This window comes from Clostridium sp. AM29-11AC (assembly GCF_003480545.1).
Taxonomy (GTDB): Bacteria; Bacillota; Clostridia; order Lachnospirales; family Lachnospiraceae; genus Otoolea; species Otoolea saccharolyticum_A.
The window spans coordinates 35,579-52,365 of the sequence record NZ_QUJI01000004.1 but is presented as its reverse complement, the minus strand read 5'-3'; the positions used below and the strand labels follow the sequence as shown (position 1 = coordinate 52,365).

General features: G+C 49.0%; 14 protein-coding genes. 11 read left to right on the top strand and 3 right to left on the bottom strand.

What is annotated here, in order from left to right:
• Positions 1–237: 237 nt before the first annotated feature.
• On the bottom strand, positions 238–1,893 hold the full coding sequence (locus DW757_RS04305) for an amidohydrolase (RefSeq protein ID WP_118751078.1): 1,656 nt from the start codon (positions 1,891–1,893) through the stop codon (positions 238–240).
• A 197-nt stretch (positions 1,894–2,090) separates the two neighbouring features.
• Positions 2,091–3,494 carry a sigma 54-interacting transcriptional regulator gene (locus DW757_RS04300; protein ID WP_118751077.1) on the bottom strand — a complete coding sequence of 468 codons (1,404 nt, stop codon included), beginning with the start codon at positions 3,492–3,494 and terminating at the stop codon, positions 2,091–2,093.
• Positions 3,495–3,766: 272 nt separating this feature from the next.
• On the opposite strand from DW757_RS04300, the gene DW757_RS04295 reads away from it, so the two are divergent.
• Together DW757_RS04295 and DW757_RS17315 are read left to right on the top strand one after the other, a co-directional pair.
• Positions 3,767–5,386, top strand: coding sequence for an amidohydrolase (locus tag DW757_RS04295; RefSeq protein ID WP_243033376.1), 1,620 nt, complete (start codon positions 3,767–3,769; stop codon positions 5,384–5,386).
• Between the two features lie 22 nt (positions 5,387–5,408).
• Positions 5,409–5,735, top strand: coding sequence for a hypothetical protein (locus tag DW757_RS17315; protein ID WP_015544794.1), 327 nt, complete (start codon positions 5,409–5,411; stop codon positions 5,733–5,735).
• 86 nt (positions 5,736–5,821) lie between these two features.
• On the opposite strand, the gene DW757_RS04285 is transcribed toward DW757_RS17315, so the two are convergent.
• Positions 5,822–8,365, bottom strand: a complete 2,544-nt coding sequence (locus tag DW757_RS04285; RefSeq protein ID WP_118751075.1) for an FAD-dependent oxidoreductase — start codon at positions 8,363–8,365, stop codon at positions 5,822–5,824.
• A gap of 109 nt (positions 8,366–8,474) precedes the next feature.
• On the opposite strand from DW757_RS04285, the gene DW757_RS17310 reads away from it, so the two are divergent.
• The 9 genes from DW757_RS17310 (at position 8,475) to rpsF (ending at position 16,771) form a co-directional block, all read left to right on the top strand.
• Positions 8,475–8,636: a hypothetical protein gene (locus DW757_RS17310; protein ID WP_015544796.1), complete on the top strand. Its 162-nt coding sequence runs from the start codon at positions 8,475–8,477 to the stop codon at positions 8,634–8,636.
• Between the two features lie 180 nt (positions 8,637–8,816).
• The gene (locus DW757_RS04280) at positions 8,817–9,068 is read left to right on the top strand and encodes a MazG-like family protein (protein ID WP_021966762.1); all 252 of its coding nucleotides are present in this window, start codon (positions 8,817–8,819) and stop codon (positions 9,066–9,068) included.
• A gap of 1 nt (position 9,069) precedes the next feature.
• Positions 9,070–9,555, top strand: coding sequence for a hypothetical protein (locus DW757_RS17305; RefSeq protein WP_182433250.1), 486 nt, complete (start codon positions 9,070–9,072; stop codon positions 9,553–9,555).
• A 1,392-nt stretch (positions 9,556–10,947) separates the two neighbouring features.
• Positions 10,948–11,397, top strand: a complete 450-nt coding sequence (locus tag DW757_RS04265) for an Hsp20/alpha crystallin family protein (RefSeq protein ID WP_008398573.1) — start codon at positions 10,948–10,950, stop codon at positions 11,395–11,397.
• Positions 11,398–11,939: 542 nt separating this feature from the next.
• Positions 11,940–14,165 (top strand): GNAT family N-acetyltransferase, encoded by a 2,226-nt coding sequence (locus DW757_RS04260; RefSeq protein ID WP_118751074.1) that lies wholly within the window; start codon positions 11,940–11,942, stop codon positions 14,163–14,165.
• Between the two features lie 55 nt (positions 14,166–14,220).
• Positions 14,221–14,970, top strand: a complete 750-nt coding sequence (locus DW757_RS04255) for an NAD-dependent protein deacylase (RefSeq protein WP_008398576.1) — start codon at positions 14,221–14,223, stop codon at positions 14,968–14,970.
• Between the two features lie 75 nt (positions 14,971–15,045).
• The gene (locus tag DW757_RS04250; RefSeq protein ID WP_008398578.1) at positions 15,046–16,050 is read left to right on the top strand and encodes an aldo/keto reductase; all 1,005 of its coding nucleotides are present in this window, start codon (positions 15,046–15,048) and stop codon (positions 16,048–16,050) included.
• 75 nt (positions 16,051–16,125) lie between these two features.
• A complete protein-coding gene (locus DW757_RS04245; RefSeq protein ID WP_008398579.1) occupies positions 16,126–16,335 on the top strand; it encodes a DUF951 domain-containing protein in 210 nt (69 codons plus the stop codon).
• A 148-nt stretch (positions 16,336–16,483) separates the two neighbouring features.
• Positions 16,484–16,771 carry a 30S ribosomal protein S6 gene (rpsF, locus tag DW757_RS04240; protein ID WP_008398657.1) on the top strand — a complete coding sequence of 96 codons (288 nt, stop codon included), beginning with the start codon at positions 16,484–16,486 and terminating at the stop codon, positions 16,769–16,771.
• The last annotated feature ends 16 nt before the right edge of the window (positions 16,772–16,787 follow it).

Here is a 16,787-nt window from a genome sequence, read left to right as displayed (position 1 = left end):
GGCGCAAAGAACGAATAGGAAATAGGAAAAAAAGCAGTAAAAAGAGGCGGTAGAAAAAACCATCGCAAATGGCCTGAGAGGAACAGAAAGTACCTTTCAGGCCATTTGCGTGTGCGCCTTTCGGAAGTGCCTCATATTGCGCGAATCAGGAATTTCCGCGCTGTCTCACGCTTTCTGGCGACGGGGGGAAAGGGCGGTGTTCTTAACCTTCGCGGCTTTTTCTTGTTTCACAGAAGCTTAAACTGGAGACGGCAGTGTTTTCTCGTTTCTGAGGTATACAATCTTTCCCCCCAGGATGGTGGCATCTACCTGTACCTCAGGAAGCTCCTCCGGATCGACGGCGCAGGGATCGCGGTCTAAAATAACAAGATCTGCCAGCTTGCCTTCCGTCACAGAGCCTTTGATATGCTCCTCAAAGGCAGCATATGCGCTATTGATCGTGTAGAACCGGAGGGCTTCCATGACCGTTACTTTTTCATGGGGATTCCAGGGGGCCAGCTCAGGGTGTTCCAGAGATTTTCTCGTGACGATGGCGTAAATTCCGCAGAATACATTGGGCGTTTCCACGGGAACATCAGAGCTGGCGTTTAAGTTCACTCCCAGATCCGTCAGGGTACGCCATGCGTGGCAGTATTTAGCCCGGCTGCCCAGGCGGGACTCCATAATGGGGATATCCGTGGAGGTGGATGCAGGCTGAATATTGATGTTAAGGCCCAGCTTCGCAATTTTTTTATAAAGCTCCAGATTGCCCACCTGTCCGTGAACAAGGCGGTGGCGATGGTTTTTGCGGGGGAAGTCCCTCAGCACCCGCTCGTAGGCATTTAACACCTGTTCCAGGGCTCCGTCGCCGATAGTATGGATGCAGACCTGCATGCCTGCGCAGTGGGCTTTTCTGATATTGTCATACAGCTCCTGATCTGTATAATAATAGATTCCTGTTTCTCCCGGGGCGTCAGAATAGGGTTCCTTCATACCGGCTGTGCGGGCTCCCATCGTTCCGTCTGCCCACTGCTTCACGGGGCCGATACGGTAAAAATCATGACCCATTCCGGTGCGGAGGGAACAGTGATTCAGAAATTCATCGATATCCTTTCCGGTGGGAAGAGAGATTTTCTGATAAATGCGCAGAGGAAGCTTTTTTTCTGAGGCCAGCTCCTGATAGGCATGGTAGATATCCATAAAGTCGCCGGGATATCCCAGATCGTAGGTGTCCTCTGTATGTACGGTAGTTATGCCATAGCGCAGCATCTCCTCTCCGCCGCGGATAATCGCCTGTTTTAATTCCCTCCTGGCCGATTCCGGGTCTCTTTGTTTCTTAAACCATTCCAGAGCTGCCTCCCGGATCACGCCGTTTGGTTCTCCGTCCGCCCCTTTGTCAAACTGCCCTCCCGGAATATACGTTTCCCTTGTGACATTTCCATCCCTCAAAGCCATGGTATTGGCAATTCCCACGTGTCCGCAGGTACGGATAATCAGAATCGGATGTTTGTCAGAAACTCTGTCCAGATCCTCTTTTGTCGGAAAGATGCCTCCCGGAAAGAGGTTCTGATTCCAGCCGCGGCCGAATACCCACTCTCCCTCCGGAATCTTCCTGTCTCTGATAAAATGTCTGATTCGCCCGCACATTTCTTCACAGGAAAGGCAGTTTTCCAGATTTGCATATCGCAGAGAATTGCCGTAGCCCACCAGGTGAGTATGAGAGTCGTTGAAGCCTGGAACGACAGTGCGCCCGCCCAGATCGATGACCTGGGTAAGCTTTCCTTCCCAGCTTTTTATTTCCTGGTTGGAGCCTACTTTTGCGATCCTGTCTCCTGTGATGGCTGCAGCTTCTGCGATGCGGCCGTCCATGGTATAGATTCGGGCATTTTTTAGAATCATTGTTGTCTGCGGCATATGGTTTCCTCCTGAAATAATTTAGTGAAATAAAATAGATGCTTTTTTAAATCAGCACATTTTATGCCATGAGAACCAGGCTTATTTCAGGGAGAAACACCCCTCTTTCTGCGAAAGCAGGATATATGGCGCAAAATTTTTTGCATTAAAAGAAAAATTTTCTTCACAAGACAATGCCTGAAAAAAATATTTGCGCTTTAATTGAGACCGTATTTTTCAATTTTGTAGGACAAGGTCTGGCGGGATATACGGAGCACTCTGGCTGCCTCTGTAATATTGTTCGTTTTTGCAAGAATGCGGTTGATGGCCTCTCTCTCATAGCAGGCCGTATTTTCTGTCAGAGACAGAGATTTATCGTAGGGGAATCTGTCCCTTCTCTTCTCATCTGCCTCTGCCCTCTCCTGGTTTACGGCAAGGTCGTTTTCATTTTCCTGAGAGCAGCCCTGATATACGGAATCCTCCTGGAGAATATCGGGCAGATCACTCATATTAATCATGGAGCTCTGACAGAGATTGAAAGCATATTCAAGTGTATTTTTCAGTTCCCGCACATTCCCCTTCCAGTCATAATTCTGAAATGTCATTTTTACCAGAGCGCTCACTCCGCGGATGGATTTGTCCATTTTTCTGTTAAAGTGATTGATAAAATAATCAGTCAGTATCATGACGTCTGGTTTACGGTCTCTTAAAGGGGGAATATCGATCCGGACGACACAGATCCGGTAGAAGAGATCTGTTCTCATGAGGCCGGAACGGAGCACTTCAGCCGGATGTTTATTCATGGCACAGATGATCCTGGCATTAAAGCTGGTGCTTTTAGCGCTTCCGATTCTCCTCACCTGCTGCTCTTCGATGGCCTTCAGCAGCTTGGCCTGCATGGAAATATCCATAGAGTTGATCTCGTCCAGAAATAAAGTACCGCCGTCGGCCAGTTCGAAAAGCCCTTTTCTGTTTTCGGCTCCTGTAAAGCTGCCTTTTTCCACGCCAAAAAAGATAGCTTCCAGGAGCGATTCGGGGATAGCGGCACAGTTTTGTGAAATAAAGGGCTTTTTTGCCCTGTGGGAGCAGGTGTGCAGGGACTGCGCAAACAGCTCTTTTCCAGTTCCCGTCTCTCCGTAGAGCAGTACAGGAGAATCATTGTTCGCAATGAGAGCGCACCGTTCTTTCAGGGCAATCATAATGGGATCCTGCGAGATGATGTCATCCAGAGTATACAGATCTCCCTGCTGCCGTCTGGGAAGCCCTTTTCCCGCCCGGTATTTTTCATAGAAAATAGTGGAAGTCATGGCCCCGATCACTTCATTTCCGGCTAACAGAGGAACTGTGGATGAGACAATGTCCAACAGCTCCCCGCGGCATGTGTGTATGACCTGCCGCTCGTCAAACCGGGGCTTTCCGCTTTCGATTACACGCATAATGGAGCTGGTCTGGTTATCCAGCTCCGGATACACATCCGTCACATGCATGCCGATGACCTCATCCGAGAGGATTCCGTCGTGAAACCATTTCATAAATTCCACATATCCATATTTGTCACAGACGAGCACGCCATCCGTATCCTCATACAGCTGTCTGGCCTGAACCAGAGCATTTGTAATCATGTGAGTTTCTCCTTTCTCATTTTCCGTATATTTTGCTTTAGTGTAGCATAAAAAAAATAATGTCGCAAATATTTTTGCTTTTTTACAGAGGTGTGCAAAAATATTGGCGTAAATTTTCTGTATTTCAAACCATTTTTTCTTAAAAACGGTTAAATATTTTGAATTTTATGGCTATTTCTGTAAAAAAACGGCTCTTTTGCGCATGGCATGGGAGTTGCTTAAATAATATGCATAAAACGCAATATCCTATAATATCAAAAGGGGGATACGAAATGAAACTTTATCAAAACGGCGTTATTCTCACGATGAATGCTGCCGGGGAGCGGGCAGGCTCAATGGCGGTGGAGGGGGAACGCATTGTCCGTGTGGGAGATGAGGAGGAACTGGCGAAGGAATTTCCTCACGCGAAGAAGGTGGATCTAAGGGGAAGAACAGTTATGCCGGGCTTTATCGAAGGCCATGTCCACCTGCTTAACTATGCCTACAGTCTTACAAAAATTGACTGTGCCCCTCTGAAATCCATCGAAGAAATGATTGAGGCGGGAAGGAAATACATAAGGGAGCGCCAGGTTCCTGCCGGAAAATGGGTTCAGGGACGGGGCTGGAACCAGATCTTTTTTGCTGAAAAGCGAAATCCAACTACTGCTGATCTGGATGCGATCAGTACGGAGCATCCGATTGTATTCACCAGGGTCTGCGAGCACATGGTAGTGGCCAACTCCATGGCTCTTTCCATGGCAGGAATCACAAAAGAAACAGAGAATCCAGAGGGCGGAGAAATTGAGCATGATGAAAATGGAAATCTGACAGGACTTTTGAAGGAGACTGCCCGTTACCTGATTTACCGGATGATTCCCGACAAATCGGTAGAGGAAATCAAGGAAATGCTGGTAAATGCCATTTCCATCGCTTCCTCCCTGGGGCTTACCACCATGCATACCGATGACTTTGAGACATTCTCAGATAAAGACTGGAGAAAGGTTATGAGGGCATATCGGGAGCTGGAGCAGGAGGACAGGCTGAACATGAGAATCAGAGAGCAGTGTCTCCTTCCCCAGATAGACCGGCTGAAAGAATTTATTAAAGAGGAGATTCTGGAGCGCCATGACACTTCCATGGTACAGGCAGGCCCACTGAAGCTTCTGACAGATGGTTCTCTGGGCGGGCGAAGCGCATTTCTGCGGGCACCGTACTCGGATGCCCCGGACACCTGCGGAATTGCCGTATTTACGAAAGATGAGCTGAACGAGCTGGTGACAACGGCCCATGAGGCAAAAATGGGAGTAGTATGCCATGCCATTGGCGACGGCGCCATGGAGATGTGCATGGATGCCTTTCTGAAAGCCCAGGAAAAAAGGCCGGATCCCGATGCCAGATTCGGAATTATCCACCTGCAGATCACCCAGCCGGATATTTTGAAGCGGTTTAAAGAACAGAATGTGATTGCATATATGGAACCGGTGTGCTTAAACAGTGATCTTCACATTGCGGAAAGCCGTGTGGGAGCAGAACGTCTTCCGTCTACGTATAATTACAGAACTCTGTGCGATATGAATGTGATGTATACCATGAGCTCTGACTGTCCGGTAGATTCCTTAAATCCATTTGACAGCTTATTTGTAGGAGTCAACCGATGTGATTACAGCGGCTATCCAGAAGGAGGATGGATGCCGGAGCAGAAGCTCACAGTGGAGCAGATGCTCCGCGGCTTCACCATAAACGGAGCTTACGCTTCTTTTGAGGAGAATCTGAAGGGCTCGCTGGAAGAAGGAAAGCTGGCAGATTTCGTCATTCTCTCCCAGGATCCCACCAGGTGCGATCCCATGAAGCTTCGTGACATTGCTGTAGAGGAAACGGTTCTGGGAGGACGTACAGTCTACCGGAAAAAGTAAGCATATTTTAAGGAGGATGTTTATGAGTAAGAAAAACCCTGAGCCCAATGGAAACAGCAGCAATATCAATGAATCCGATGCAGAGTTCAGACCGTCCTTTGGCGCAGCGATTATCTGCGTCCTTTCACTGATTATATTCATGGCGGTATCTATTTTCTTCTTTGATCAGAAGATGCATGTGGCCATGATGGCTTCCCTGGGCGTACCGGTTCTCTCCTTCCTTCCGTTTGCTGTATTTAACTGGGTCGTTCCGATTGTGTCGATCACCTTCGGTTTCCTGGGCAAGTTCCAGTGGAAGACAGGGGAAATAAAATCTACAAAGACCTACCGGGATTCGCTGGAAGTGTAGCGGCAGACAGGGAATTATACGGAAAAGACTGAAAAAGCAGAGAACCGGCGCGCTCTGGCGCTGGCTCTCTGCTTTTGATTTCACTCTTATTTCATCACTTCCTCAAATGAGGCATGCCTTTCCAGCTCTTCTGCCATTCTCGCCATGCGGGAGAGATCCCCGATGAGAATGATGCCGCACAGGCGGTTGTTCAGGAAATAGTATTTTCTGTACTGTTCCTTGCCCATATCCTTGAATTCCACCGTCTTGTAGAGCAGGTTCGGGTTCTTGCCGTTGTCGCCTGCCGCATAGAGGGAGGTATTCATACCGTTGAAGGTCAGAGCAGAGGAAACCTCGCGGTATTCCAGATTGTCGCCTGCCGCATTGGCTCCGGCGATACGGCCCTGTTCTGAGGCCTCCGGCCAGATGGCAAAGTTTGCCCCCTTGTACTGCGCACAGTCGCCGCAGGCGTAGATATTTTTGAGGCCTGTCTCCATATGGCTGTTTACCACAACGGCTCTCTCCACCTGAAGTCCCATCTCCTTTGCCAGCGCCGTGTTTGCCCGGACTCCGGCAGAAATGATAACCAGCTGTGCCGGGAAGGATTCGCCGGACTGGAGAGTAACGCCGGATACGGCGCCGCTTTCGTCTGCGTCAATGCTCTCGATAGTGACTCCGGTGTGGATGGAGATGCCGTTTTTCTCCACGATTTCCTTCAGAATCGTTCCTGCGGTGGCATCCAGCTGGCGTCCCATGAGCATGGGGGCAGCCTCCAGAACTGTCACCCTGAGGCCTGCCTTTTTCAGCTCCCAGGCAGCCTCCAGGCCCAGAACACCGCCTCCGATGACAACTGCATTCCTGGTGTGTCCAAGGAGACCGGACAGCTTTTCCACATCAGCCATGCGCCGGATAGCGACTACCTGTTCCCTGTCGCTGCCCTTGATCGGCGGGATGAAGCATTCGCTGCCCAGGGCGTAGATCAGGCGGGTAAAATGAATATTGCTGCCGTCATCCAGTGTTACCTGGGAATTTTCCATATCGACGGATACGACGCGTTTTCCGAGCATCTGATAAACCTGGTTCTCCTCGTACCAGCTTTCCGGCTCCACGGCAATCTGATCCGCGCTCAGATCGGCCAGCATGGTCTTCGTCAGCATCGGCCGGTTGTAGGTGCGGTACGGCTCTTCAGAGATCAGGATGACCGTTCCCGTCTTATCCCTCTCCCTGATGGCCTTTGCCGCATTGAAGCCGGCGGTGCCGTTTCCGAGGATGACATAGTATTCCTTTGTATTATTGGAAAAGGAATTTTCCTCCGCTTCAACAGGCACGAAGTTTTCTTTTCCTACACCGCAGACCGGGCAGATCTCCAGGGAAGAGTCGAAAATCTCTCCGCAGACAAGGCATTTTACAAGGCTTCTGGCACCGGTCTTTTTCGGCTTGACAGCCTCGATGTTGAGCACGCGGCAGCCAAACTGATAGCCGTACTCGTAGGCCCCCACCAGATCGGCATGGCTTGGCTTAAAGCGCACACGGTAGCCCTCGTCCACCTTCATGCGAAGCTGTCTGAGTCTTTCCAGAATGTGAGGCACTCCCTCGCCGCTCCAGCCATAGCTGCCGAAGGCTCCGGCATACTTGCCGCCGTGGGTTCCTGCAAACATGGAGAGAGTCAGCTCCCAGATGGGGGCCAGTGCCTCACCCACAATAGTAGGCGTACCCAGGAGGATTCCGTCTGCAAACAGAAGCTCCGCCTCCACGGCAGCCTTGTCCGCTTCCACCATATCGTAGGAGCGCACCTCAATGTCGCCGCTGTCTTTAATGCCCTCGGCGATCTTTTCAGCCAGTTCCTTGGTGTAGCCGTAGGCGCTCACATAGGGGATGATGACGGTTTTTTTCGTGTTGGGGTTGGTCACTGTGGACCACTCCTCATATTTGGCCATAATATTTTTGATGGATTCCTTTGTGTCGAGCACAGGACCGTGACCGGTACAGATCATGGAAATATCCATATTTTTTATCCGGTTTAAAGCCTTCAGCATGAAAGGCTTAAACGGCCCGATAATACAGTCGTAGTAATACCTGGCTGCCTTCATATAATCCTCATGATTTGGAACAGTGCTTGCCAGGACGCCGCTGTGGGCATAGTGGGAGCCGAAGGAATCGCAGGTTACCAGGATCTGTTCCTCCTCGATAAAGGTGTACATGGTATCCGGCCAGTGGAGGTTGGGAACAATGAGGAACTGAAGCGTTTTATTCCCGATTCCCATTCTCTGGTGATCTTTCACAGGGATGCTTACAAAGTCGCGGTTTACAATCTCCTTCAGGAAACCGATGGCGCAGCCTGTAGCCAGAATTTTCATCTTGGGGCTTAAATCCAGGAGCTTTTCCACGCTTCCCGCGTGATCCGGCTCTGTGTGGCTGACAACCAGATAGTCAATGTTTCCCACATCAATGATTTCCTTCAGCTTTTCCAGGTACTCGTCAAAAAACTTTGCCTTGGCAGTCTCAAACAGAATAGTCTTGTCTCCGGCCTTTAAGACGTAGGAATTGTAGGTGGTGCCGAATTCTGTGTACATGATGATGTCAAACACCCGAAGGTTTTCATCAATCACGCCCGTCCAGTAGAAGCCTTCTCTCAGTTTTACCATGTGCATAGGGTTCCTCCTTTATCATTGAAAAATCAAAGGTTGTGAAAATTATAAAAAATGTAACTGTAGTAATAATATGAATAAAAATAAAAATAATTACTGATATTATTATAACATGAAAAAACAGGAAAAGAAAGGGAAGTTTCCATTAATTTCAGGAATAATTCTAATTTGGAGGCAGAGGAAGAATAAGAGCGATAAGGGATACAGCAGATATGCTGTGCAGGACAGGGAAAATTATGCAGGGAATGAAAAAAATTCATTGCTGCAGAGGTAAATTCCGTTCCCTGTTTACAATAACAGAGGAATCGATGGTTTTCTGCAGTTAAAATTATGATAGAATATATAATAAATCTAATGGATCTCAGTACAGTGCTGCCGAATACAACATACCTCAGACATCGAAGCGCGCTGATTTTTGAATATCCGGTTAGGGTAAAAAGAGGTCAATGTCGTTTTGAGTGAGCTGAAACGGCAAAAGGAACTGGAAGCGGTTCAGTGGAGTGCAGAAGATGTATGGTGTGAGGATAAAAAAGAAAAAATCAGGGAAGAACTTGCGGATGTACTGAGCTACTGTATTTTAATGGCAGATACTTGCGGGCTGGATATGGATGAAATAATTCAGGAAAAAGTCAGGAAGAACGCAGAGAAGTATCCGGTAGAAAAAGCCTACGGACATAAAGAAAAGTATACGGAGCTGGGAGAATAATATGCAGCTGCCATATTCTGATGTTCTGGATATAGCCCATTTTTCCAGATTGTTTGACAATAAAAGTGAGTCCTATAAGTTATTCTGGTTTCAGGCCATTGCGCGGAAAATAAAAGAGGGGCGCAGCGTAATCACCTTCGAAGCACTGATTGATGAAATGATTGCAGATGCATGGTATATGGTTTCGGAGTATCACTTAAATCTGGGACCCAACGATACCCTGGAACGAGTGGTTCACCGCCTGAGCGAGATCAGTCATATGAAATCCAGTGAGAAAAAGGAAGCGATTGCAGGCGCCTTTTATGGAGTCCATGAAGGGAAAAGAGTGGAACAGATCCGGGAAAAATCTTGCAGCAAGAATCAATCAGGAACAAAGGCTGATATATTATTTTCTACAATTTCTCGGTCTGGACACCCAAATTCAAATCCAGAAAGAGTGGGCGGATTATATCGAACAGAATTACGAAATCATACAGGGGTGGATTGAATTAAACCTGATTCAATACCTTCAGAGAAGAAATCCCAGTGTCCCGGGAGTTGTGGACAAGCTGTTTCCGCCGAGAGAGCGGAAGCTGGAAAAGGTAAAAAAGTATTGGAAGATGATTGTAGCCATAAAACCGATTTGCGAAATCTATGGAGAAAAACCTCTGAATGAAAAAAATATATCGATTGATCATTTTGTGCCCTGGTCATATGTGGCCCACGATGAGCTGTGGAAAAGCGAATATTTATCCTATGAAATGATGTGGAAATATCCCAAAATACATGAAGCGTTTGAAAATGTGCCAGGGAGCATCTGAATAATCAGGAGATCAGACATAAGCTTTATCAGCAAGGTCTGTCGGAAAGGGAGTTCTCAGGGCGCCTGGAGGAGGTTATTCTTCCTGTCTATCAGTCGGCAAAAAGTATGGGATTTCCTAATTGGAGCCTGAAGGGGTGAGATGATGTGTGAGTATTATGAGCTCCATGCAAAACTATACGCAGAAGAAACATTTTCTGCTGATATGTCGGAACAGTACAGGAGATTTCTTCCTCTGCTGAGAGAGCGGGCAAGGATTCTTGATGTGGGAAGCGGCAGCGGGCGTGATGCGTGTTATTTTCAAAAGAAGGGATATCAGGTAACTGCACTGGAACCCTCAAAAAATCTTTGCAGAGAAATCCGAAAAGTGTTCTCAGGAAAAATCGTGTGTTCTGATATTCAGAGCTATCAGCCGAATCAACGGTTTGATGGAATCTGGGCCTGTGCGTCATTCCTTCACCTGCAGGAAAAGGAAGTTTTCAGCTTTTTTGAAAAGATTGATTTATATTTAAATGACAGTGGGATTATATATCTTTCCGGGAAGAATGGAATTTCTGCAGGAGAAGCGGCGGATGGACGTTATTTTTTTGAATTTACTGAACAGCTGGCGGAAAAGATATTGACAGTCAATGACCGAATGAAGCTGGAACAGCTGTGGTATACGGAAGATATAAACGGGAGAAAGGGTTTCCGGTGGATGAATATGATATTTAGGCTTTCATCCAAAATATGATAAGAGACAAAGGTGGGGCTGCATGGCAGGAGTAAATGCCGCCCCTGTTATGCAGGACTTACTGCAGGGGCAAATGGGATGGGAGGTATTTATGCTGTCCAAAACCTGCAATAACTTTTTCAATTAAGAGTTCACAGATTTTTCACAAAAGAATTAGCACTCACCTCTTGACAGTGCTAACAATAAGTGTTATATTACAGCTAGAACAAAGGAGGAGCAAGTCCCAGAGAAACGGATGAACATTCTCCGGAGTTCTGAAACAGAAGACAGATAATAAAAGAAGATTACGATATTACAGTCTGGCTATAGACTGACTGCGACATCTGAAGAGACAGGAGGAATGTTTTATGTTAATGCCCAGTATTTTTGGAGAGAACTTATTTGACGACTGGATGGATTTCCCATTTGACAAAAATTTCTTTAACGGACGGGATCCTCTGTATGGAAAGAATGCAAAGAACATCATGAAGACCGATATCCGTGAAACAGATAACGGCTTTGAGCTGGACATCGATCTTCCGGGCTTCAAAAAGGACGACGTCAGTGCAGAGCTGAAAAACGGATACCTGACCATCAGCGCGGCCAAAGGGCTTGACAAGGATGAGAAGGATAAAGAGGGAAGATACATCCGAAGAGAGCGCTATACAGGAAACTGCACAAGGAGCTTTTACATCGGAGAACAGGTAAGACAGGAGGATATCAAGGCAAAATTCGAGGACGGCATTTTAAAGATTGCCTTCCCAAAGCAGGATCAGAAAAAGATGGAAGAAAACAGATACATTGCCATTGAGGGCTAAATATTCAAAAGGCCGGGCAGCATTTCAACAGGCTGCCCGGCCTTTTTTCTTCATAAATAAGGAAGGATATGGTATAATAGCGAGGAAAACGCATGCCATGCTTGCATGAGCATGCATTTGACGAGCAGCCCATCGAGACGTTAGTCGAGATGGTATAATAACCGCGGAGCGGTTATTATACCTGCGCATACCGGTTTCAGCATGTACTGCTGAAATCCGGGCGCTAAATTCCGCCGGAGGCTGCCGTATCCGAAGGATATGGTATAATGACCGCAGAGCGGTCATTATACCTGCGCCGAACCGCCAGCGGCTTCTGCATTTAAAATCTTTCAGTGAATGAAAACAGGCGGAGCCGGAGAAAGTAAAAAGAAAACCGGAAAAAGTGTAGGCATCCGGGCGGAGACCGCAGAAGCAGAAGTTCAGAACGGATATGACTGCATTCAGGCGGGGACTGTGAAGGCAGGTGCCGCAAATACAGATACAGTATTAAAGGAACACAGGATATAACAAAAAAACAACTGAATCAGGAAGGGAAACCATACATGAGCTTGGAATTTAAACCGATTACTGCAAAGGATATTGACAGACTGACGCCGTTCTACATGATGCGGCGCAACAGAACATGTGACAGCGTATTTCTGGAGAGCTTTCTCTGGAGGGAGTATTACAATGTAAGATATGCAATCTGGGAGGAGAGGGCTCTTTTATGGCTGATGGAATACAAGGGCCGTGTATTTTCTGCCATGCCCCTCTGCAGGGAGGAGGATCTGGAAGAGGCCTTCGGTGAGCTGGAGAGATATTTCAATGAGGAGCTTCACTATCCTTTAGTCATTAACCTGGCTGACGAGGAGGCTGTCAGGTGCCTGAACCTGCCGCCGGAGCGGTATCTGGTAAAGGAAGAGGAGGGGGCCTATGATTATCTGTATTCTGCCGAATCTCTAAAGACCCTTGCAGGCAAAAAGCTCCACAAGAAAAAAAACCACCTGAACAGTTTTATAAAGAAGTATGAGGGACGCTATGAATACAGAACTCTTACCTGTGAGGAAATTCAGGATGTGTGGAAATTTCTGGACAGATGGAGAGAGGGAAAGGGGGAGGATGTGGAGGAGCACCTGGACTTTGAGGTGAGGGGAATCCACGAAATTCTCCGCAACTGCTGTTCTCTGAATATCAGGATGGGCGGAATCTATGTAGACGGTGAGCTGGAGGCCTTCTCCATTGGAAGCTACAATCCCACGGAACGGATGGCGGTGATCCATATCGAAAAGGCAAACTCCGACATGAGAGGGCTGTATCAGCTGATTAACCAGCAGTTTCTGATTCGGGAGTTTCCGGAGGCTGAGATTGTAAACCGGGAGGACGATCTGGGCATTGAGGGGCTGCGCAGGGCGAAGATGTCATACTGCCCGATTGATTTTGCGAGAAAATACCTGGTGGAGCAGGTATCCTTCGGAGAGTCCTCAGAAAAAGGAGAGGGCTTTGGCTGGGCAGAGCATATTGGAGCTCTGGCAGGGGACGAGGAGGAACGCCTGCAGGCAGCCGGACTGGGGGAAAACACCCTGACAGACGGAAAAATGGAGGAGAAGCGACGGAAGACAGGGGAGAAAACAGAGCAGCCGCAGAATTCCCATACGGAGGAGATTTGCTATGCAGATGAGACAGAGAAACAGGAGTGCCGCGGTCTCTGGCATGAGGCTTTCCCGGATGATTCCGTTCCATTTGCCGACTACTATTTTAAGGAGAAGGTGAGAGACAACAGAATCCTCATAAAGAGGGAGGAGGGAAAGCTGGCCTCTATGCTCCATCTGAATCCCTATACCTTTGTGTGCAGAGAGGGCAGGTGGAGAATTGACTATATTGTCGGCGTGGCGACGGCAAAGGACAGAAGACACAGAGGCCATATGGCTTCTCTGCTTCGCCGGATGATGGAGGATATGAATCAGGAGGGAGTTCCCTTTACCTTCCTGATGCCGGCATCCGAAGCGATCTATCGTCCTTTCCAGTTTGCCTTCATCTACCGCCAGCCCAAATTCAGACTGACCAGGGAGGCAAAGGAGCGCCTTTTCTTCAGCCCCCTGGCTGCAGACGGTGAGAGCGGGGAGACAAAGCTGGCAGCCTCCTATATGGAAGAATGGCTGGGCGCCCGATATGAGGCCTACTGTTCCCGGGATGAGGCCTATGTGAAGCGTCTTGTAAAAGAGCTTGCCAGCGAGGACGGCACCCTGGAGCTTATGTACGATGGGGAAAGACTCTGCGGACTTTTTTCAGAATGGGGTCTGGGGGAGAGAGAACAGCGCCTGCTCTATACGGAGGCTTCCTTTGCCGGGGAGGACAGGGCCGGGGAAAAGCCTGCCATCATGGCACGGATTACCAATGTGGAAGCTTTTTTCCAGATGCTCTCAGGAAAGGATGAGGCAGAGTACAGAAGGGAGCGGTCGGACAGGCAGAGAGAGGCCGATTCAAGGACAGAGCCGAGACAGCCGGACGGCGTACTGGGCGTGAGGGATCCCTTCCTTGCCGCCTGCGACGGGTATTACAACATCTTTATTGAAGAGGGACGTGCCAGAGCAGAGAAGAGGGCCAGCGGGAAAGGTTCCGAGAGGGAGGAGGAAATTCTGAATCTCTCCATTGACAGTCTGGCTCAGTGGCTGTTCGGGTACAGAGGCCTTGACGAAATTCTGGAATCAGAGGGTAGAGGAGGCCAGACGCCGGAGTGGGCAGGAAGAATCCGCCCCATTGACGGCGTCCTGATTGACGAGGTCGTTTAGACTTCTGGCCGGGGACTGGGAAAGGCTCTGATTTTTAGGCAGGAGGTATTTGAAAATGGAAGAAAGAGAGAAAAGAGAGCAGTTTAAGCGGTGGATTCAGGAAAGTGAAAATGTGGTGTTTTTTGGAGGGGCAGGTGTGTCCACGGAGAGCGGGATCCCCGATTTCAGGAGTGTGGACGGACTCTACAGCCAGGAGTACGCGTATCCGCCGGAAACGATTCTAAGCCACAGCTTTTACATAAGAAAGCCGGAGGAATTTTTCCGTTTTTACAGAAATAAGATGCTGTTTCCCGATGCAAAGCCCAACCGGGCGCACCTGGCCCTGGCAAAGCTGGAGCGGGAGGGCAAGGTAAAAGCCGTCATTACCCAGAATATTGACGGGCTTCACCAGGCGGCGGGAAGCAGGGAAGTGCTGGAGCTTCACGGCTCTGTCCACCGCAATTACTGTGAGCGCTGCAAAACGTTCTATTCCATGGAGCAGGTGATGGCCATGGAGGGAGTGCCGAGATGCAGCTGCGGCGGAACCATAAAGCCTGATGTAGTGCTCTACGAGGAGGGGCTGGACAGCCAGGTGCTCTCCCGCTCCATCCAGCATATCAGAAATGCAGATATGCTGATTGTCGGGGGAACCTCCCTGGTGGTCTATCCGGCAGCTGGGCTCATTGACTATTACCGGGGGAACAGACTGGTGCTTATCAATAAGTCCGCTACCGCCCGCGACAGCCAGGCAGATCTGGTGATCTGCGGCAGCATCGGGGAGGTGCTTGGAGAGGCTGCAGGGATTCCTGAGATAAAGAGAGTGTGAAGAAACAGGCCGGGCAGACGGTGCGGAGAAAGACAATAAAGACAATAAATCAGGGGAGCGGAGGCTTGGCGGACAATGGAACACAGTTATAAGCCTGACGGCGGCAGATATGGCAGAATGAAATACAGAAGATGCGGGAGGAGCGGGCTGCTGCTTCCGGAATTATCCTTCGGTCTGTGGCAGAACTTCGGTACGGAAAAGACAAAGGAGGAGAGAAGAGAGCTGATTCTTACAGCCTTTGATCTGGGAATCACACACTTTGATCTGGCTAATAATTACGGTTTTCCCGCTGCGGGGGCTGCTGAGGAGAACTTTGGAGAGATTCTGAGGGAGGATTTGAAGGGATTCAGGGATGAGCTGATTATTTCTACAAAGGCAGGATATGAGATGTGGCCGGGGCCCTACGGCAACTGGGGATCCAGAAAATATCTGATGGCCAGCATTGATCAGAGCCTTTGCCGCATGGGGCTTGAGTATGTGGATATTTTTTATCACCACAGGCCGGACCCGGAAACGCCCCTGGAGGAGACCATGGAGGCCCTGAGCGATATCGTCCGCCAGGGCAAGGCCCTCTATGTGGGAATTTCCAATTACAGGGAGGAGGAGGCCAGGAAGGCGGCGGCCATTCTCCGGGAGCTTCACACGCCGTGTCTGGTGGACCAGATCCGTTACAATCTGCTGGAACGGTGGCCGGAGGACGGCCTGCTGGAAGCCTTGGAGGAGAATGGGGCCGGCTGCATCTGTTTCAGCCCTCTGGCCCAGGGAGCGCTGACCGGAAAATACCTGACCAAAATCCCGGAGGATTCCCGGGCGGCTAAAAAGGGCACAACGGTTGCAGAGAGATATATTAAGGAAGAAAACCGGGAAAAGATACAAAGGCTTCAGCGGTTCGCCGGGGAGAGAGGGCAGTCTCTGGCCCAGCTTGCCCTTATGTGGGTGCTCAGGAGAAGGGAAGTTACCTCTGTCCTCATCGGGGCAAGCCGCCCGGAGCAGATTGCGGAGAATGTAAAAATCCTTTTCCAGAAACCTCTGGATAGCGGTGAACAGGAAGAAATTGACAGGATTCTGGCATCCTGCTGAGGCAGGAGGCAAGGCGGGCATAGGACAGCAGAGGAGGGCAGCGGCGGGAGAGCCGGATCAGGAAAATATGGATTTATGGAGAGAAATATGGTATACGAGGTTGGAGATATTGTAAAGCTGAAAAAGCCCCATCCCTGCGGAAGCCAGGAGTGGGAGATTCTCAGAGTGGGAGCTGATTTCAGACTCAGGTGCATGGGCTGCGGCCACCAGGTCATGATGGCCAGACCCCTTGTTCAGAAAAACACGAGAGGGCTCAAAAACAAAGACGGGGAAAAGAAAGCATAAGCCGCAGAAAAAGGCGAGAAAAAACTTGAAAAAGAGCTTGATTTTATCAGGGTTCTCTGGTAAGATAATTATTCGTGATATATTATAGAAATTCCTTACTCTCTGTTAAAAGTCAGGGAGTCAGAGACCACAAGGAGGTTTAAGCAGCATGAACAAGTATGAGTTAGCAGTTGTTCTTAGCATGAAGCTGGAAGACGAAGAGAGAGCAGCAGCCATCGAGAAAGTAAAAGGTTACATTACACGTTTCGGCGGTACTGTTACAAACGTTGATGAATGGGGTAAGAAGAGATTAGCTTACGAGATTCAGAAGATGAAAGAGGGCTTCTACTACTTCATCCAGTTTGAGTCTGATTCCGTATGCCCGAACGAGGTTGAGGCACACGTTCGCATCATGGAGCCGGTAATCAGATACTTATGCGTAAGGCAGGATGCATAAATAAAGAAAGTGTGAT